The 19,014-nt window shown below is 67.6% G+C and carries 16 protein-coding genes; 7 read left to right on the top strand and 9 right to left on the bottom strand.

Features of this window, described 5'->3' with window-relative positions:
• Positions 1-145: 145 nt before the first annotated feature.
• The 5 genes from LMA02_RS21875 to LMA02_RS21855 all read right to left on the bottom strand — a co-directional run bounded on the left by LMA02_RS21875 (position 146) and on the right by LMA02_RS21855 (position 7,056).
• Positions 146-1,861 carry a cation:proton antiporter gene (locus tag LMA02_RS21875; RefSeq protein WP_228909774.1) on the bottom strand — a complete coding sequence of 572 codons (1,716 nt, stop codon included), beginning with the start codon at positions 1,859-1,861 and terminating at the stop codon, positions 146-148.
• Between the two features lie 209 nt (positions 1,862-2,070).
• The gene (locus LMA02_RS21870) at positions 2,071-3,489 is read right to left on the bottom strand and encodes a cytochrome c (RefSeq protein ID WP_228909773.1); all 1,419 of its coding nucleotides are present in this window, start codon (positions 3,487-3,489) and stop codon (positions 2,071-2,073) included.
• On the bottom strand, positions 3,486-5,264 hold the full coding sequence (locus tag LMA02_RS21865) for a GMC family oxidoreductase (protein WP_228909772.1): 1,779 nt from the start codon (positions 5,262-5,264) through the stop codon (positions 3,486-3,488). The genes LMA02_RS21870 and LMA02_RS21865 overlap by 4 nt, the downstream gene beginning before the upstream one ends.
• Positions 5,264-6,001: a gluconate 2-dehydrogenase subunit 3 family protein gene (locus LMA02_RS21860; protein ID WP_228909771.1), complete on the bottom strand. Its 738-nt coding sequence runs from the start codon at positions 5,999-6,001 to the stop codon at positions 5,264-5,266. The genes LMA02_RS21865 and LMA02_RS21860 overlap by 1 nt, the downstream gene beginning before the upstream one ends.
• Positions 6,002-6,639: 638 nt before the next feature.
• Positions 6,640-7,056: a DUF3995 domain-containing protein gene (locus tag LMA02_RS21855; RefSeq protein WP_228909770.1), complete on the bottom strand. Its 417-nt coding sequence runs from the start codon at positions 7,054-7,056 to the stop codon at positions 6,640-6,642.
• A gap of 352 nt (positions 7,057-7,408) precedes the next feature.
• On the opposite strand from LMA02_RS21855, the gene ald reads away from it, so the two are divergent.
• A complete protein-coding gene (gene ald / locus LMA02_RS21850; protein WP_228909769.1) occupies positions 7,409-8,524 on the top strand; it encodes an alanine dehydrogenase in 1,116 nt (371 codons plus the stop codon).
• A gap of 13 nt (positions 8,525-8,537) precedes the next feature.
• Here the strand turns inward: ald and polX are convergent, their stop codons facing one another.
• Positions 8,538-10,316 (bottom strand): DNA polymerase/3'-5' exonuclease PolX, encoded by a 1,779-nt coding sequence (gene polX / locus LMA02_RS21845; protein ID WP_228909768.1) that lies wholly within the window; start codon positions 10,314-10,316, stop codon positions 8,538-8,540.
• 167 nt (positions 10,317-10,483) lie between these two features.
• Entirely contained in the window at positions 10,484-10,876 is a 393-nt protein-coding gene (locus tag LMA02_RS21840; RefSeq protein ID WP_228909767.1) for a TraR/DksA family transcriptional regulator, read from the bottom strand.
• Positions 10,877-11,187: 311 nt separating this feature from the next.
• On the opposite strand from LMA02_RS21840, the gene LMA02_RS21835 reads away from it, so the two are divergent.
• Positions 11,188-11,373, top strand: a complete 186-nt coding sequence (locus tag LMA02_RS21835; protein WP_228910078.1) for a hypothetical protein — start codon at positions 11,188-11,190, stop codon at positions 11,371-11,373.
• Positions 11,374-11,472: 99 nt separating this feature from the next.
• On the opposite strand, the gene LMA02_RS21830 is transcribed toward LMA02_RS21835, so the two are convergent.
• Together LMA02_RS21830 and LMA02_RS21825 are read right to left on the bottom strand one after the other, a co-directional pair.
• Complete coding sequence (locus LMA02_RS21830) at positions 11,473-12,861, bottom strand: undecaprenyl-phosphate glucose phosphotransferase (protein WP_228910077.1); 1,389 nt, start codon at positions 12,859-12,861, stop codon at positions 11,473-11,475.
• Positions 12,862-12,893: 32 nt separating this feature from the next.
• Complete coding sequence (locus tag LMA02_RS21825) at positions 12,894-13,676, bottom strand: Crp/Fnr family transcriptional regulator (protein WP_228909766.1); 783 nt, start codon at positions 13,674-13,676, stop codon at positions 12,894-12,896.
• 915 nt (positions 13,677-14,591) lie between these two features.
• Between LMA02_RS21825 and LMA02_RS21820 the strand changes: the two genes are divergently transcribed.
• The 5 genes from LMA02_RS21820 to LMA02_RS21800 all read left to right on the top strand — a co-directional run bounded on the left by LMA02_RS21820 (position 14,592) and on the right by LMA02_RS21800 (position 19,013).
• Positions 14,592-15,374, top strand: a complete 783-nt coding sequence (locus LMA02_RS21820; RefSeq protein ID WP_228909765.1) for a Crp/Fnr family transcriptional regulator — start codon at positions 14,592-14,594, stop codon at positions 15,372-15,374.
• Between the two features lie 168 nt (positions 15,375-15,542).
• Positions 15,543-15,794: an acyl carrier protein gene (locus LMA02_RS21815; RefSeq protein ID WP_006753529.1), complete on the top strand. Its 252-nt coding sequence runs from the start codon at positions 15,543-15,545 to the stop codon at positions 15,792-15,794.
• A complete protein-coding gene (locus tag LMA02_RS21810) occupies positions 15,791-16,987 on the top strand; it encodes an acyl-CoA dehydrogenase family protein (protein ID WP_228909764.1) in 1,197 nt (398 codons plus the stop codon). The genes LMA02_RS21815 and LMA02_RS21810 overlap by 4 nt, the downstream gene beginning before the upstream one ends.
• A complete protein-coding gene (locus LMA02_RS21805; RefSeq protein WP_228909763.1) occupies positions 16,984-17,961 on the top strand; it encodes an amino acid--[acyl-carrier-protein] ligase in 978 nt (325 codons plus the stop codon). The genes LMA02_RS21810 and LMA02_RS21805 overlap by 4 nt, the downstream gene beginning before the upstream one ends.
• Positions 17,958-19,013: a DUF1839 family protein gene (locus tag LMA02_RS21800; protein WP_228909762.1), complete on the top strand. Its 1,056-nt coding sequence runs from the start codon at positions 17,958-17,960 to the stop codon at positions 19,011-19,013. Before LMA02_RS21805 ends, LMA02_RS21800 begins: the two co-directional genes overlap by 4 nt.
• Position 19,014: the final 1 nt, after the last annotated feature.

Here is a 19,014-nt window from a genome sequence, read left to right as displayed (position 1 = left end):
CGCTATTCGCCGCGTCGAATGCCGCTCATGCGCCCTTTCGCCGTCCCGACGGCCGGCGCAGTCCCGACAGCCGACGCAATCCCACTGGCCGCGCGAACGCGGCCGGGCGTGTGGCGGGGTCGTCGAATACGAGTAGGCGCCACCGTCAATGCGCAGCCGCCACCGGCTTGACCATCCGGCCGAGCACATGCTCGGTCATCCCGCGCGCGAGTTCGCTCTCGCCCATGAACACGGTGCCGACGCCCTCGCTCGACAGCAAGTCGGCCTCGTCGCCGCTGTTCGTGCACAGCACGACCTCCAGCGTCGGGTTCAGCGTGCGCGAGATCTCGACAATCTGCCGCACGTCGAACACGTCCGGCAGCGTGACGACCAGCATCCCGGCACGCGCGATATGCGCCTGCACGAGCACGACCGGCTCGATCGCGTCGCCCGACACGGCCGCGACGCCGTCCGCGCGCAGCTTCTCGACGAGTTCGCGGTTCTGCTCGACGACGACATAGGCGATCCCGCGCTCGTCCAGCGCATGCGCGATGCGCGTGCCGACCTTGCCGTAGCCGACGATCACGACCTGACCGGTCAGGTGCGTCTGCGGCGTCGACATTGGCAGCGCGGCGAGCGGATCGTCGCGCGCCTCGAGCTTGCGCGCGAACGCCGAATGCTTGCGAATCCAGGCGAGCGCCGGATCGATCATCGCGAACAGCAGCGTGTTCATCGCGATCGAGATCAGCGCGACCGCGAGAATCAGGCTCTGCCCCTCGGCCGACAGCAAACCGAGCGCCCGGCCGAGACCCGCGAGGATGAACGAGAACTCGCCGATCTGCGCGAGGCCCGCGCCGACCGTCAGCGCGGTGTTGAGCGGATAACGGAACGCAATCACGAGCGCGACCGCCGCGAGCGTCTTGCCGATCAGCACGATCGCCGCGACCTCGATCACGTGCAGCGGCTCGGTGAGCAGCACCTTCGGGTCGAACAGCATTCCGACCGAAATGAAGAACAGCACCGAGAACGCGTCGCGCAGCGGCAACGTCTCGTCGGCCGCGCGCCGGCTGAACTCCGACTCGCGCATCATCATCCCGGCGAAAAACGCGCCGAGCGCGAACGACACGTCGAACAGCTTCGCCGCGCCGAACGCGATGCCGACCGCTGCCGCGATCATGCACAACGTGAACAGCTCACGCGAACCGGTGCGCGCGACGAGCCACAGGATGCGCGGGAACACGCGCTTGCCGACCACGAGCATCAGCACGATGAACGCGGCGACCTTCAGCATCGTGACGCCGAGCGTGCCCCACACGCTGCCGCCGGCCGCGTGCGCGTCGCCGGGCGGCGTGCCGCCGAGCAACCCCGCGACGGGCGGCAGCAGCACGAGCACGAGCACCATCACGAGATCCTCGACGACGAGCCAGCCGACCGCGATGCGTCCGTTGACCGTCTCGACGAGCCCGCGCCCTTCCAGCGCGCGCAACAGCACGACCGTGCTCGCGACCGACAGCGCGAGCCCGAACACGAGCGCCGCGCCGAGGCTCCAGCCCCAGGTGAGCGCAAGCCCGCCGCCGAGCAGCGTCGCGACGGTAATCTGGACGACTGCCCCCGGCAGCGCGATCTTGCGCACCGCGAGCAGATCGCCAAGCGAGAAATGAAGGCCGACGCCGAACATCAGCAGCATCACGCCGACTTCGGCAAGCTGCTGCGCGAGCGACAGGTCGCCGACGAAACCGGGCGTGCCGGGGCCGATCACGATACCGGCAAGCAGATAGCCGACGAGCGGCGGCATTTTCAGCAGCGACGCGAGGTAACCGAAGATCATCGCGAGACCGAAACCGGCCGCGAGCAACGCAATCAGGCTGACGTCATGAGGCATCCCCCCTCCCAGGCTCTTGTAACGATTTAGTAAGGTTCAAGAGTGAAAGGATAAGGGATGGGGCGGAAGAATGGCGCGCCACCGCGAAATTTTCACGCGGCGGCGCGTCATTGCGGGGTACAACCCCGGTCGGAAGGAACGTGTCCCGCGCGCCGACCGGCGCCGCGAGACGGAGCGAGCGGGCGGGGCCGGCTGCCCCGCCGCCCGCGTCAGCGGGAGGCCTGCGGGAACCGCGCGCCCGGCGGCGGCTCCGGTCGCGTCGACGGCACGCTCTTGCGCACCTTCGCGACCTGCGCGGCCGTGATCGCCGCACCCGTATTGCCCAAGCTCGTGCGCACGAAATTCGACACGTCCGCGACTTCCTGGTCCGACAGGCGCCAGCCGAACGGCGGCATCGTGAAGGTCGACGGCGCGGTGCGCGTCCCCGCGAGTGCGCTGCCTTCCAGCACGACGTGGATCAGCGACGTCGGATCCTCGCCCTGCACGACCGGGTTGCCGGCGAGCGCCGGGAACACGCGCGTGTAGCCGTGACCGTCGCTGCGGTGGCAGGCCATGCAGTTGTCGCGATAGACGGCCGCGCCCGGCTTGCTCGCGTCGCCGCCCTGCAGCGCCTTCGCAGCGGCCGCGTCGTACACGTGCGGCTGCTCGCCCTGCACGCGCGGCGGCAGCGTCTTCAGGTAGCGTGCGATCGCGGTCAGGTCGTCGTCGGTCATGTGCTGCATGCTGTGGCCGACCACGTCCGTCATCCCGCCGAACGCGGCCGTGCGCAGCGTGCGGCCGGTCTTCAGGAACTGCACGATCTCGGTTTCGGTCCACGCGCCGAGCCCGGTGCGCGGCTCGCCGCGCAGGCTCGTCGGCACCCAGCCGTCGATCGCCGCGCCGCCGGCCAGGAAGTCGAGGCCGCCCGCATCGGTCAGCGCGCGCTCCTGCATCGTCACCGCGCGCGGCGTGTGGCACGCGCCGCAATGGCCGAGCCCCTCCACGAGATACGCGCCGCGCGCGATCACCGGATTGGTATACGGCGTCGCATCGAACGGCTTCGGCGTCGGCGCGAACAGCTTGCGCCAGAACGTCAGCGGCCAGCGCATCGACAGCGGCCACACGATGTCGACCGCGCGGTTCTCGTGCTCGACCGGCGCCACGCCGTGCATGAAGTACGCGTAGAGCGCCTTCACGTCGTCGTCGTTCAGACGCGCGTAGGACGGGAACGGCATCGCCGGGTACATCGTGTCGCCGTTCTTGCGGACGCCCTCGCGCACCGCGCGGGTGAAGTCCTCGAGCGTCCAGCCGCCGAGGCCCGTCTTCGGATCCGGCGTGATGTTGGTCGAATAGATCGCGCCGATCGGCGTGTCGAACTTCAGGCCGCCCGCGAACGGCTTGCCGCCGCTCGCCGTGTGGCACGCGATACAGTCGCCGGCGCGGGCCAGGTATTCGCCACGCTTGACGAGGGCCGCGTCGGCCGACTGTGCGGCCGGTGCGGCTGCCGGGCCCGAAGCCGGCGCCGCCGGTTGCGCGAAGGCCGACCCGCCGGCGAGACCGAGCGCCGCCCATGCCGTGCCGATCGCCAGTGCGCGCCGCAGCGGGGACATGCCGCGCGCGGCGTTGGGGTGGTTCACTGTCCTCTTCATACGGTCACCAGCTGGGCGGGATTTTTCAGGTATTGCTCGCGGATCGCGCGTGCCGACCAGTAGGCCAGCGCGGCGATGATCCCGGTCGGGTTGTAGCCGATGCCCTGCGGCAGCGCCGACGCGCCCATCACGAACACGTTGTGCACGTCCCAGCACTGCAGGTAGCGGTTCAGCACGCTCGTCTTCGGATCGGTGCCCATGATCGCGCCGCCGACCAGGTGGGTCGTCTGGTACGCGCGCGAATCGAAATGCTTGCCGAACTCGCGCGTCGACACGCCGATCGCCTTCGGCCCCATCGCCTCCGCGATCTTCTTCATCTGCCCGGTCACGTACTGCGCCATCCGGATGTCGTTGTCCTTCCAGTCGAAGGTCATCCGCAACAGCGGCTGGCCGTACGAATCGCGATAGGTCGGATCGAGGTCGAGGTACACGTCGCGGTACGACATGTTCGTGCCGTGCGCATCCATCGAGATCGTGTGCGCGTAGTTGTCCTTGACCGCCTTCTTCCACGCCGAGCCCCACTGCGGCGTGCCGGGCGGCGTCGCGATGCCGCTGATCGGCTTCACGCCGGCCTGGTTCACCCACAGCGGCGAGCCGCCGACGAAGCCGAGCGGGCCGTGGTCGAAGTTGTCCGCGTTGAAGTCGTCCACCGCGACGCCGTTGCCGCCCGCGCCGATGAACGGGTTCGTGTAGGTGTCCTTGTCGAAGAACGCCTTGATCGTCGACAGGTTCTGGTACGCGAAATTGCGGCCGACCACGCCTTCGCCCGAGATCGGGTCGTACGGCTTGCCGATGCCCGACAGCAGCAGCAGGTGCACGTTGTGATACTGGAACGCGGCGACGATCACGAGATCGGCCGGCTGATGCACTTCACGGCCGGCCGGGTCGACGTAGGTGACGCCCGTGGCGCGCTTTTTCGTGTCGTCCAGGTCCACGCGCAGCACGTGGCACTTCGAGCGCAATTCGAAGTTCGGCACCTGCTTCAGCGCGGGCAGGATGTTCAGGTTCGGCGACGCCTTCGAGTACATGTAGCACGCGTAGCCGCTGCAGTAGCCGCAGAAGTTGCACGGCCCCATCTGCACGCCGTACGGGTTCGTGTACGGCCCCGACGTGTTCGCCGACGGCAGTCGGTACGGATGCAGCCCGAGCGATTTCGCCGCGTCGGAGAAACGCTGCGCCGAATAGGTGTTGAGCTGCGCGGGCAGCGGGAAGTTGTCGCTGCGGTTCGCCTCGAACACGTTGCCGTCGCCGACCACCTTGCCGCCGACCTTGTACGCCTGCCCCGACGTGCCGAACACCTTCTCCGCGAAGTCGAAATACGGCTCGAGCTCATCGTAGCTGACGCCCGTGTCCTGGATCGTCATGCCTTCCGGGATGAACTTCTTGCCGTAGCGCTCTTCGTAGTGGCTGCGCAGGCGCAGCTCCTCCGGCGTGATCCGGAAGTGCACGCCCGACCAGTGCAGCCCCGCGCCGCCGACGCCTTCGCCCGGCAGGAACGCGGCGAGCTGCCGGTACGGCAGTGCGGTGTCCTGCACGCCGTGGCGGATCGAGACGGTCGTCTTCGACAGATCGAGGAACAGCTTCTTGCGAACGTTGTAGGTCAGCTCGTCGATCGTGTTCGGATACGCGCCGTCCGGATAGGTGTCGCGATACTCGCCGCGCTCGAGCGCGACGACGTTCAGGCCCGCTTCGGTCAGTTCCTTCGCGAGAATCGCGCCGGTCCAGCCGAAGCCGACAATCACCGCATCGACGTGCGGCTTCTTTTCCGCGGCCATCAGCTGCGCTCCCCGTTGATCGAAACCGGGCCGTACGGATACGGCTTGCCGTTCTGGTTGACGAAATCCATGAAGTCGGCGCGCGCGCCCGGAAAACCGATCATCTTCCACGCGGCCATGTCGTGATTGCCGCCATGCACCGGATCGCAGAAGTAGCCTTCGCGCGTGTTCTGCAGCAACTGGCCGAAGAACACGGTGGACGGCACGTCGTCGATCTGCGCGCCACCCTTCTCCAGTGCGCCGAGCACGGTGTCGCGGGTCGGTGCATCGAGGTCGGCGAACGTCTTGCCGTGCGCCTTTTCGCAATAGCGGTTGACCGCCGCGATGCCGAGCCGGTAGATGTCGCGCGGCACGAGCTTGAGCTGATAGCCGAGCTCGGGCACGCCCTGCTGGAACGGCCCCTGCATGTACCACGTCGCGCCGTGCGCATACGGGGTTTCCATCTGGCGGTCGATGAATTCGGGCACGCCGGTGTCGAGGGCGCCGGGGCCCTCGGCATCGGCCGGGATCAGCCGGTCGACGGCGGCCTGGACGAACGCCCACTCCTTCGCATCGAAGAAAGTCGGCTTGTACGGCGCGCGTTCGGCGCCGGCCGACGCGGTGGACGCATTGCCGGCCGTGGTCGCGGACGACGACGAGCGCAGGTCGCAACCGGCGACCGACGCGATCGGCACGAGCGCGACCGACGTGCGCAGGAAACGGCGACGCGAATTGGGTTTGTCGGGTGGCGTGGACATGGTCGGATGTTGATCGTTGGGGAGCTTGGTTCGGGGACGCGCATTCCGGATGCGCCATGCCCGACCGGTAGCCATGCCGCATGCGGCCGGCATCCTGTTCCTGCTGTGTTGCGAACACTCTCGATGCGGGCGCCGGCCGCGCATTGCGTGACGGCGCCATCATGCAGCCGCGGGCGCGCCGGTTCGGGCGCGCCACGCGGGTCGACCTCTTCGCGGGCCTTATCGTCGGACAAATGCCGGGCTTCTCACGTCATTTACCCGCCATCGCCATGGCCCTGGTTCAACTTAGACGCCGCGCTGGCCGACGGCAAGCGCAACGTGCACGACCCTCATTTCGGGCCTGGCGACGAGTGCCGCGAATTATAGATGGAACCGGTTCCATTTCCAAAGGGTTAGATGCAATTCATTGCATCGAAAATCGCAACAATTGAAAAATGCGGGAGCCGGAATATGCAAGAGCCGCAGCCCGATCACGTCGTTGCTTGCGGAGGGGTGCCGGGCGCAGGCGCGGGTTTCGCCCGGTCGGCGCAGGTCGTTTTCAGGAATAGCGCGCGCCCCGGTCGTGCTTTCGTGGAGGCGCCGCGACGCGCGTTACGGCTTCGCTCGCTGCAAGATGACCGCCCCGATCGGCCCGGCGCTCACCACGGCCACAGCATCGATGCGATCGACAACGCGAGCGCCGCGCAAAGCGGCGAGTAACAGAGGCTGTCCATCCGCGCGAAACGCGACCCGCGGATCCGCTTGAAGAAGCCGACGTAGCGGAAATCGCCGACCGCGCGCACCGCGAAGATCAATGCGAGTGCAACGACCGCGAACGCGATCGCGCCGGGATGCAGGTTCGGCCACAGCCAGCCCGCGCGCGACGCCACCGCGCCTGCGCCGGCCAGCAACGCCGCCGCGACGGCGAGCGTGCCGGGCGCGCTTGGCCGCAGCAGCGGCACGCCGTCCTGTTCCGGAATGGCCGCCCGCTTGCCGAGCCTTCCGCCGAACGCCCAGTAGACGTGAACCAGTGCGATCGCGCAAAGCGTCGGCACGCTGAAATACGCGCCCGTCATGTCGGTAAGGTTCCTTGCTTCATCGTGTCGTTGTGTCGCGTGATCCAGCCGGAACGATTCCGGCACGCGGCCCCGCTCCGCGGCACACAAGACGATACCCAAACCGCGTGCCGCGCGCATTGCGACGTCCGGTCGCAATGCGCCACGCCGCGTGTTGCGGTGCAGTGCGCGCACCGTCCCGGCGGACCGCCGCTTGACTTCCCTCCGGGCACCACTACCCTTTTATTCCAATACGGCAATCGGACCGTGCATGCGCACCCGTCGCACACGTGCCGTTCGCCGGCACGCACGGTCGGACGATCGCAGCGCGCTCGGGCACGACAACAATGACGCATACCCAAGGAGACGACTCATGCTGATCGGCGTGCCGAAAGAGATCAAAAACCATGAATACCGCGTCGGCCTCACGCCGGCCGGTGCACTCGAACTCACGCGGCATGGCCACCGCGTGCTCGTGCAGCGCGGCGCGGGCACCGCGATCGGCCTGCTCGACGACGACTACACGGCCGCCGGTGCGGCGCTGTGCGACGACGCGCGCGACCTCTTCGCGCGCGCCGACATGATCATCAAGGTCAAGGAACCGCAGGCCGCCGAGTGCGCGATGCTGCGGCGCGGGCAGATTCTTTATACGTACCTGCATCTCGCGCCCGATCCCGAGCAGGCTGCCGCGCTCGTGAAGTCCGGCGCGGTCTGCATCGCGTACGAAACCGTGACGGGCCCCGGCGGCGGGCTGCCGCTACTCGCGCCGATGAGCGAGGTCGCGGGACGCATGTCGATCCAGGTCGCGGCGACGCACCTCGAAAGCCCGCGCGGCGGCCGCGGCGTGCTGATGGCCGGCGTGCCCGGCGTGCCGGCCGCGCACGTCGTGGTGCTCGGCGCGGGCGTGGTGGGCACCGGTGCGCTGCAGATGGCGGTCGGCCTCGGCGCACGCGTCACCGTGCTCGACACCAACGTGGGCCGGCTGCGCCAGCTCGACCTGATCTTCGCGAACCGGATCGCGACCGTCTGCTCGAACGCACATACGATCGACGAAGCCGTGCGCGACGCCGACGTCGTGATCGGCGCGGTGCTCGTGCCGGGCGCGTCGGCGCCGCGGCTCGTCACGCGCGACATGATCGCGACGATGCGCACGGGCGCCGTCGTCGTCGACGTCGCGATCGACCAGGGCGGCTGCTTCGAGACATCGCACGCCACGACGCATGCGCAGCCGACCTTCGTCGTCGACGGCGTGGTGCACTACTGCGTCGCGAACATGCCGGGTGCGGTCGCGCGCACGTCGACGTTCGCGCTGAACAATGCGACGCTCGGCCATGCGCTCGCGCTCGCCGACAAAGGCTGGAAACGCGCGATGACCGACGACCCATATCTGCGCGCGGGCCTGAACGTGTGCGACGGCCACGTCACGTACGAGGCCGTCGCGCTCGCGCTCGGCCTGCCGTACGTCCCGGCGGAAGACGTGCTGGCCTGAGCCTGGCGCGCCGTCACGCGCCCTTCGGGCGGTCGCGCTTCGACGCGCCGCCCGCGCTGCCCGCACCGCCCATCGTGCGCGCCAGCAGCGGCCGCAGTTGCGCGAGCGTGCGCGTGTTGAGCACGTCGTGCCGCGTGAGCCAGCCGCGCCGCGCCTGGCCGACACCGTATCCGAGGTTGTCGAGATCGTCCGCGCAGCAGGCGTCCGAGCCGATCGCAACCGCGACGCCGGCCTTCGCGGCCTCGCGGCACCACAGGTCCGGCAGATCGAGCCGCCGCGGGTCGCCGTCGAGTTCGACGAAGCAGTGGCGCGCGGCGGCCGCGGCGATCACGCGCGGCACGTCGAGTTCGCATGCGTCGCGTTCGCCGAGCAGCCGGCCGGTCGGATGCGCGAGAATCGTGAAATACGGATGATCGATCGCGCGCAGGATCCGCTCGATCTGCCTGTCGCCCGGCAGGTCGAAGCCGTCGCGCACCGCGCCGACGACGAGGTCGAGTCGGCCGAGCACGTCGTCGGGCACATCGAGGCCGCCGTCCTCGCGAATGCCGGCCTCGACGCCCTTCAACAGCACGAAATCATCGAACGACGCGTTGAGATGGTCGATCTCGTCGATCTGCCGCACGAGCCAGTCGCAATCGGTACGGCCGCCGCCGGCATCCGGCATGCGATCGGTGACGGCCAGATACGCGAGCCCGCGCGCGCGGGCCGCGTCCGCCATCGCACGCAGGCTGTCGCGCCCGGCCGACGCGTCGGTATGCGCGTGCAGATCGCCGTGAACGTGCTTGCGCTCGACCAGCGCCGGCAGCGTGCCGGCGCGCGACGCGTCGATCTCGCCACGGCCCTCGCGCAATTCGGGCGGCACCCAGTGAAGGCCGATCGCCTCGTAGACGGAGGCCTCCGTCGCGCCCGCGATCCGTTCGTCGCCGCGGAACACGCCGTATTCGTTGATCTTCAGGCCGCCGGCCTGCGCGATCCGGCGCAGCGCGATGTTGTGCGCCTTCGATCCGGTGAAATAGACGAGCGCCGCGCCGAACGCGTCGGCGTCGACGACGCGCAGGTCGACCTGCAGCCCGTTGCCGAGCATGACGCTCGAACGCGTCTTGCCGTTCGCGAGCACGCGCGCGACGTCGCCGCAGCCGACGAACGCGTCGGCCACCGCGGCCGGATCGCGTGCGCTCACGAGGATGTCGAGATCGCCGACCGTCTCGCGGCAACGCCGAAAACTGCCGGCCGGCACCACGTCGCCGACGCCGGCCACCTGGCGCAGCCGCTCCAGCATCGGCCTCAGCGATTGCGCGGCATCGGGCAGCAGGAAGCGCTGCGGCTCGCGCTGCAGGCGATCGTCGATCGCGTCGAGCAGATGCGCCTCGGTCTTCGCGCCGAAGCCCGGCAGCGCGCGCACGTGCCCGCTCTTCGCTTCGGCGCGCAACTGTTCGAGCGAATCGACGTGCAATGCGTCATGCAGCACCTTCACGCGTTTCGCGCCGAGCCCCGGCACGTCGAGCAGTTCGACGATCGCGCCCGGCAACGCATGGCGCAGCGTTTGCTGCAGTTCGCAGGTGCCGGTCGCGGCGATCTCGCGCAGCTTCGCCGCGAGATCGGCGCCGATCGAGGGAATCTGGCCGAGATCGCCGCCGTTCGCGATCATCGCCGGAATGTCGCGCCCGTAGTCGGCAATCGTACGGGCCGCGTTGCGATAGGCGCGCACCCGGAACGGATTTGCGCCCTGGATCTCGAGCATGTCGGCGATTTCGGCGAATACGGCCGCGCACTCGGCATTGTGGATCGGCATGATCGGCGTGGCTCCCTTCCACGTGGATGGCGCCGTGCGCTGACGCGCCGGCGTCTGCCCGCCCGGCGCCGCATGTCGACGGCGGCGGGCGCCCGTTGGTCATCCTGCTCCGGTTGCCGGTGTCGCGCTGCGCGGGGCCCGCTGCCGGCGCGGCCCCGGCGCCGACGTCAGAGCGATGCGCGTGGCGTCGTCGCGTAGCGACGCTCGTACACCGACTGGCAATGCGTGCAGCGCTCGGCGCTCGGCCGCGCGAGCAAACGCTCGTAGTCGACCGGCGCATCGCAGTCGATGCACTCGCCGTAGCTGCCGTCGCGCATGCGCTGCTGTGCGCGCCCGATCGCGCGCAACTCGGCCAGCTTCATGCCGATCAATGCATGATCCATGTCGACGAACAGATCGGCATTCGCCTCGTCGCCCTCGTCCGGCGCCGCGCCGGCGAGTTCGGCATAGGACTCCGACGCGCGCTGGTCCTCGGTCGTCCGGATATCCGCCCGCAACGTCTGCTCGCTCTCGGTCAGCCGCCGCTGCAGCGTCTGCCGTTGTTGTTGGTCGAGCGCCATCGCCGTCTCTCCTTTTCCGGGTTCCCGCGCAATGAGGCATGCGGCGCGTGGTTGTCGCGCCGTGCCCGGATACGCGCCCGGCCGCACGAGGCGCCGGACGCATTCGACGCAGCATAAACCCAATGCACACGCATGTGTTGACCGGCGTCAGCGCCCGCATCGCGCGCACGGAAACCGGGGACGGACGCGAAAACCCGCTCGAGCGCATTCGTCCGACATAGCGGCCGTTGAGATCGATCAATCCCCTGTACAAAGTTGCGTCATAGATTGAAAACATGCGCGGCGAATCCGCGGCTTTCCGGGAGAACGTCATGGTATTCGGCGTCGTCATCTGGGTGGCCCTTGCGGCCCTGTTCCCGACGATGGTCGTGCCGACGATTCAGCACGCCATCCAGCCGTCCAGCGCGCAAGCCGCGCCCGACGCTCACCCCGCCGCTTCGCCGGCCGTCTCGCCCGCTGCATTGCCGGCGGGTGGGCAGCCGCCGTCGGACAGTTGAGCGCGGGGCCGGTTTCGGGTTCGCGGTTGCGGTTGCGGTTGCGGTGCATGTCGGATCGAGGCCGACTTCCTCACCCGCAATACTTCGCATTCCTCTTCATCAGAATGCATTGCGTCCGACGAAGCCGCGCACGACCGTCATCAGGATGATCTTCATGTCGAACCAGAAGCTCCAGTTCTGCATGTAGAACAGGTCGAGCTTCACGCGGGCGGCCATTGCCTCGACCTTGCGCGTCTCGCCCCGATAGCCGTTCACCTGCGCCCATCCCGTGATCCCCGGCCGCACGCGATAGCGATACATGTAGCAGTCGATCAGTTGCCGGTAGAAGTCGTCGTGTTCGATCGCATGCGGACGCGGGCCGACCACCGACATCTGGCCGGACAGCACGTTGAAGAACTGCGGCAGCTCGTCGAGCGACGTGCGTCGCAGGAACGCGCCGACCGGCGTGATGCGCGCGTCGTTGCGCGAGGCCTGCCGCACGACGCCCGGCTGCGCGCGATGCGCGCGCATCGTCCTGAACTTGAGGATATGGAACTCCCGCCCGTCGGCGCCCTTGCGACGCTGCCTGAACAATACGGGCCCTGGCGACGACAGCTTCACCGCGATCGCCAGCACCGCGAGCAGCGGCAGCAGCGGAATCAGCACGGCGACCGCGAACAACCGGTCGAACGCGAACTTCGCCCACAGTTCCGGTGCGGAACGCGGCGTGGTCGCGAGGTTGATTGCCGGCATGCCGAGCACATCGGTCGCGGAACGCTCGACGACCGCCATCTGCCGCACATCCGGCAACAACCGCAGCTCGACGAACTCGTCGCGCAGTTCGCGCACGATGCGCCGGATGCGCGACTCGTGCGACATCGGCAGCGTGAGCCACACTTCGTCGATCTCGCCGGCGCGGATCATGCGCCGCAGCGCGACCCAGTCGTCGATCACCGGCACACCGCCGATCCCGTCCGCCGCGGCGGCCGGCGCATCGTCGTCGAACACGCAGGCCGCCGCGAACGGTCCGGCCGGCTCGAGTTGCATGCGCTCGATCGCCACGCGTCCGTAAGCGGTCGCGCCGACGATCGCGACGCGCCGCTGCCGCGCGCGCGGATCGCCGCGCTGCATCGCCAGCGCGCATAGCGCCAGCCTGCCGAGCAGTAGCGCCGCGTCGCCGGACAGCACCGTCCGCGCGATCCAGCGCGTCGTGACCGTACCGCCACGGTTCATGATCCACATCGTGCCGGCCACCGTCAGCGCGCCCGCGCACACGACGGCAACCACCGTGCGCGTCAGCACGACCCCGCCGCCCTGCGGCGACACCCCACCGCGCGACACGCGCACGGTGCGCGGCAACAGCGCGACGGTCAGCACGCACAGCAATGCAATCGCGCCGCGCTGCGCATCCGACAGATCACGCCACGCCAGCCCCATCGCGGCCTGCGCGGCGAGGGTTCCCGCCAGCACCAGCGCCACGTCGGCCGCGGCGACCGCGGCACGCCGCATCGCATTCGTTCCACCCGCCAGCGCATGCATCGTCACGCACCGTGCGCGGGGAATCCGCCGTGCATGTCCTGCATGCGCTGCCGCACCGGCATCGCTCGCGCGCCGGCTCGCGAGCCGAGCAGCCGGCGATAGTCCGCACGAATCAGCTCGTAGCACTCACATGCCTGACGCTCCAGACCGTCGCGATCGAGCACGGTGATGCGGCCGCGACGCTGCCGGATCAGCCCGGCTTCCTGCAGATTGCCGGCCGCTTCCGTCACGCCTTCGCGACGCACGCCGAGCATGTTCGCGATCGTCTGCTGCGTGACGGCCAGTTCGTCGCCATCGATCCGGTCGTGCGCGAGCAGCAGCCAGCGACTCAATTGCTCGCTGACCGAGTGGTGGCGGTTGCACAGCGCGCTGCGCGAAACCTGCGCCATCATCGCCTGACAGTAGTTCAGCAGCAGGCGGTACGTCGCCGGAGAACGTTCGAATTCCGAGCGCATGATGCAGCTCGGGACGCGATAGGCCATCCCGCCGATGCGGACTTCGACGCGGTTCGACACCGCGGTGCCGCCGACCAGCGTCGCCAGGCCGACCGCGCCTTCGCGGCCGACCATCGCGACCTCGACCATCGCCCCGTCCTCCATCAGGTGCTGCACGGACATCATGGCGGTGGTCGGGAAATGCAGGTGGCGCATCGGCTCCCCGACCCGGTCGAGCATGCCGGCCTTGATCCTGACCAGTTCGAGATGCGGTGCAATGGCACGGATGCTGTCCTCGGGGAGGGCACCGAGAATGGCATTCGCCGAGTAGCTCGAGTGAAGATGAAGCATGGCTGTATCCCTTTTATTGTCCGCGCCGCATGCAGCCGCGTCAGCGGAACTCGTTATCGCGATGCGCGCCCGGACGACGACGCGGGTTGCGGCCACAACCCTCGACCGAATCGACCTTCGGCTTCACGCCGCCGGATCGAATCGGCAGTCCCGTTTCGACACGCCTGCCCGAATAAGCGATTTACGTGCCAATACCCGCTCCATCCTTAATATATAAATGACACGCGATTCAGAGCACCCGAATAGCCGCCGGAAAACTGCAAAAAGCGTCTCATTTCCGGACACCCTCCCGCCGCCGCGGACACAGCAGCCGATTCGACTGATCAATGATCACGTCGCGCGCGGTGGCGCCAGCAGCCGCGCGCGACGCTTATCGTTCAAATACTTACGGCCCGTTTTCAATTGTTTCCGTGATGTCTCGCACGACGCCTGAGCAGCGTACCGCGCCTCAAATGACCGTTTGAAACTGTCTCAAATTTGAATCGATCCAATAATTCTCGACTTTGTAGGATAACGCACATATCAACACTAAACCCATGATTCAATTGAACAAAATGAGCCACCAATATTGATTGTCAAATAATGTTCAATACATTCCAAATAATTTCCCGGTACGATTTGCATCGTCGTCCGATTGATTCACGATCAGCACTGAATTCACCACTGATCCGCCAATCCACTTCGAGACGATTAATTCACGAAAACATGAACTTCAAATCCACATAACATTTTTATTTTCATCGAATCGTCAAACTTTGTGAAATGACGTAATGCGAAAATTATCGAATTCAATTGCGTGCTAGCCTTTCCCCACTATCGGCATTCGAATTCCGACGAACACAAATCCGCACGCGCGTGCTAAATCCCTCGTGGTGCCGCCGCGCGATGCGCGATCGCCCTTTACGAGGATGCGCCGTGACTCACCAGGCCAATGACGCCGTCGCCCACGCGAGCGGCATGATCGAGCTTTCCCACAGCTTCGACGCCAACCGGTTCCTCGCCGCCGTCGACCGCGACGAACGCGCCACGCTGATTGCCAACCTCCAGCTCGTGCACCTGAAATCGGGCCAGGTGCTGTGCGAACCCGGCGAAATGCTCACCGCGGTCTACCTGCCCGTCACGACGGCGATTTCACTGCAGTACGTGTCGACCGGCGGCATGACGCTGGAAGTTGCGCAGATCGGTAGCGAGAGCGTCGTGTGCGACGACGTGATCGGCGGCAGCGGCCGGATGCCGTGCCGCGCCGTCGCATGCCGCGACGGCTTCGTCTACCGGCTCGACCGGCGCATCTTCGCCGCCGCGTTCGACGCGTCGCCGGTGATTCGCCATCTCGTGTTCGTCTGCGTGCGGCTGCTGATGGCGCAGGTCGCGCAGATCACGTTCTGCAGCCGCCATCACGTCCTCAAACATCAGTTATGCAGATGGTTCCTGCTCGCGTACGACCGGTCGCGCAGCATCGAGATCCAGGTCACCCACAGCATGCTGGCGCAGATGCTCGGCGTGCGCCGCGAGACGATCACGGACGCAGCCGGGGAGATCCAGCGGCTCGGCCTGATCCGCCAGTACCGGAGCTCGATCGTGCTCGCCGATCTGGCCGGCCTCGAGAAACTGTCGTGCGGCTGCCGCGCGATCGTACGCGACGAGATGAAGCGCATCCTGTCGGCCGACTCGGGCGTGAGCGCCGCGGCACGCGCGTGACGCGCACGGCAGGTCGGCGCTCGCGGGCGCGCCGGGTCAGCCGATTGTAGGGTGGCGAACAGAACGCCGTGCGTGCGAATGGTCTACTGATGCCGGGCTGCCGGGGGGATGTCAGCGCGCGATGCGCGTCCGCCCGAGCGGACGACACCACGCACGCCGGAGCAGCACGTGAAAAAAGACATCAGAACCATCCTCAAGCACGTCGCCCATCTCGAAGCCGCGATCGATTCGATCGGTGACGGGGACGACCTCTACGAAGCGGGCCTCTCCTCGCTCGACACGATCCAGCTGATGCTCGCGATCGAAAAGCAGTTCAACATCGAGATTCCCGACGAGATGCTCAACCGCAACCTGTTCCGCAGCATCGACGCGCTCGCGGACACGATCGCGACCCTGCAACGCTCCGAGCATTCCGCATGAGCGCGCTGCTTCCCGAGCTCGCGGCCGACGACGAAGCCCGCCGGCTCGACGAGGCCGCGCATGCGGTCGCGCAAATCGCCGCCCAGCACGCGGATACCGTCGATCGCGACGCGCGCTGCCCCGTCGAGGCGATCGAGGCCATGCGCGCGCGCCGCCTGTTGAGCGCGATGGTCCCGACCCAGCTTGGCGGCATGGGCGCGTCGCTGGCCGACATCGCCTCGGCATGCTCGATCCTCGGCCAGGCCTGCGCATCGTCGGCGATGGTGTTCGCGATGCACCAGATCCAGGTCGCATGCATCGTCAACCACGCGGCCGACCAGGGCTGGCACAAGCTGTTCCTGCAGCAGCTCGTGCGCCATCAATGGCTGCTCGCGTCGGCGACGTCGGAGGACGGCGTCGGCGGCAACCTGCGCGCGAGCCAGTGCGCACTCGAAACCAACGGCGGCGAATTCCGGCTGCACAAATCCGCGCCAACAATCTCGTATGGCGACTACGCGGACGGCATCCTCGCGACCGCACGGCGCGATGCCGACGCGCCGGCGTCCGAACAGGTGCTCGTCACGCTGCTGCGCGACGGCTATACGCTCACGCGCCGCGGCGAATGGGACACGCTCGGCATGCGCGGCACCTGCAGCAACGGCTTCGTGCTCGACGCCCACGGGGCGACCGTGCAATGCCTGCCCGTGCCGTTCGCGCAGATCGCCGAACAGACGATGGTGCCGGTTTCGCACATCCTGTGGGCGGCGGTGTGGATCGGCGTGGCCGGCGACGCGTTCCACCGCGCGCACCAGTTCTTCCGCGCGCAGGCGCGCCAGACCGACGGCGCGCCGTCGCCCGCGTCGCGGCGCATCGCCGAATCACTGGCGCTGATGCAGGCGATGCAGGCGCGCGTCGACAACGTGCTGCGCCTCCATTCAAGCGCGTCTACCCGCTCGTGGTCGGCCGGCATGGCCTGGGCCGCGGAGATCAACACGCTGAAGACTTATGTGTCGTCGACGGCGCTCGAGGTCGCGCAGCAGGCCATGATGATCTGCGGAATGGCCGGCTACAAGCACGGCACGCCGTTCAGCATCGGCCGCCACCTTCGCGACCTGCAAGCGGCGCCGCTGATGATCAGCAACGACCGCATTGCCGCCAATACCTCGAGCCTGCTGCTCGCACTGCGTCCCGCGACGCTGGAGAAACATTCGTGAACGATCGCCTCGCCGTACCCTCCGCCGCCGCCCCCATCGCGTCCGACGCGCCGCTCGATCGCGCAGGCGTCAATCCGCTGCGCGACGCGTTGATCGATGCGGGCCTGCTCGTGTCGACCGGGATCCAGGGCCTGTTCGGGCGCAGCGAGCGGTTCGAGCGCGTCGTCGAAGCGCTCGACGCGTTCGTCACGCGCCTCGGCGCCGACCAGCAGGCCGAAGTGCTGCGCTTCCCGCCGGCGATGAGCCGCACCGAATTCGAGCGCAGCGAATACATGAAGAGCTTCCCGCAACTCGCGGGCAGCGTGCATGCGTTCTGCGGCGACGAACAGCGGCACCAGCGCGTACTGCAGTGCCTCGATCGCGGCGAGGACTGGACCGAAAGCCAGAAGCCGACCTACGTCGTGATGACGCCGGCCGCCTGCTACCCGGTCTATCCGGTCGTCGCGCGCGCGGGCGCGCTGCCCGGCGACGGCCGCATCGTCGACGTGTTCTCGTACTGCTTCCGCCACGAGCCGTCGCTCGACCCGACCCGCATGCAGCTGTTCCGGATGCGCGAATACGTGCGGATCGGCACGCCCGAGCAGATCGTCGCGTTCCGCGAGACGTGGATGGAGCGCGGCACGCGGATGATCGAGGCGCTGCGCCTGCCGAACGCGATCGATCTCGCGAACGATCCGTTCTTCGGACGCGGCGGCAAGATCGTCGCGAACAGCCAGCGCGAGCAGAACCTGAAGTTCGAGCTGTTGATTCCGATCGAACACGACGACCGCCAGACCGCGTGCCTGAGCTTCAACTACCACATGGATCACTTCGGGCTGCTGTGGGACATCCGCACCGCGACGGGCGACGTCGCACACACGGGCTGCGTCGGCTTCGGTCTCGAGCGGCTGACGCTCGCGCTGTTCCGTCATCACGGCTTCGATCTCGACGCATGGCCGCCTGAAGTTCGCGACGTGCTGTGGGGCACGCGATGAAATTCGTGTCCCGCGACGGCGAGGACGCGTCGTTCGAGGACGTGCGCCATCGCGCACGCCACTACCGGCCGCACCCGCTGCACAGTCAGGAGATGGTCTGGAAACAGACCAACTGCTACGTCGACATGTGGCTCGAGGTGCTCCGGTGGTGGGGCCTGAATCCGTACGCGGCACTGCCGTTCACGATCGCGCTCGATTTCGAGGGCGACCAGTTCACGTTCTTCAAGTTTCCGCACGACGAACTGGAGCGGCTCTACGGGATCGTCGTGCAGGAGCACTCGATCTACGAACCGCTCGACCAGCACATCGAGACGCAGGTCGCGCGCGGCCACCTGATGATCGTCGAGGTCGACGCGTGGTTCCTGCCCGACACCCGCGGCAGCAGCTACCGCGCGCAGCATACGAAGACGACGATCGGCATCGACGCGATCGATCGCACGCGCCGCCAGATCGGCTACTTCCACAACAGCGGCTATTACGTGGCCGAGGATTTCGACTACAACGGCCTCGTCGGCGGCAACTCGCCGATGCCGCTGCCGCCTTACGTCGAATGCGCGAAGCGGCGCTTCGCGCCGCTCGACGAGCGCGTGCTGTGCGAAGTCTCGCTCGCGTCGCTGCAGCGGCACTTACGCCGCCTGCCGGTCGTCAATCCAATCACGGCGTTCCGGCGCCAGTTGCGGATCGATACGAAGTCGCTCGCCGATTCGCCGCTCGAACGCTTCCACGCGTACTCGTTCAATTCGGTACGGCAACTCGGCGCGAACTTCGAACTGTTCGGCCATTACACGCGCTGGCTGCAGGCAAGCGGCTGCGTCGGGCCGTTCGCGGAGCTTCGCACCGCCTGCGACCGCATCGCATCCGAGGCGATGGTGCTGGAATTCCGGCTCGCACGAGCCTGCGCGCGCGGCAAGGAAGAACGCGGCGACGCGACGCTCGACGCGATCGAAGCGGCTTACACCGACCTGATCGACTGTGCGCGGCAGATCGCCCCGCCGCTGCGGCATGCGGTGCCCGTTCGCGTCGACGCGGCTCCCGTGCCGGTGATGCGGTGAC

It is taken from the genome of Burkholderia sp. B21-005, assembly GCF_020843965.1.
In the GTDB taxonomy this organism is placed as follows: Bacteria; Pseudomonadota; Gammaproteobacteria; order Burkholderiales; family Burkholderiaceae; genus Burkholderia; species Burkholderia ambifaria.
This window is presented reverse-complemented; position numbering and strand designations above follow the sequence as displayed.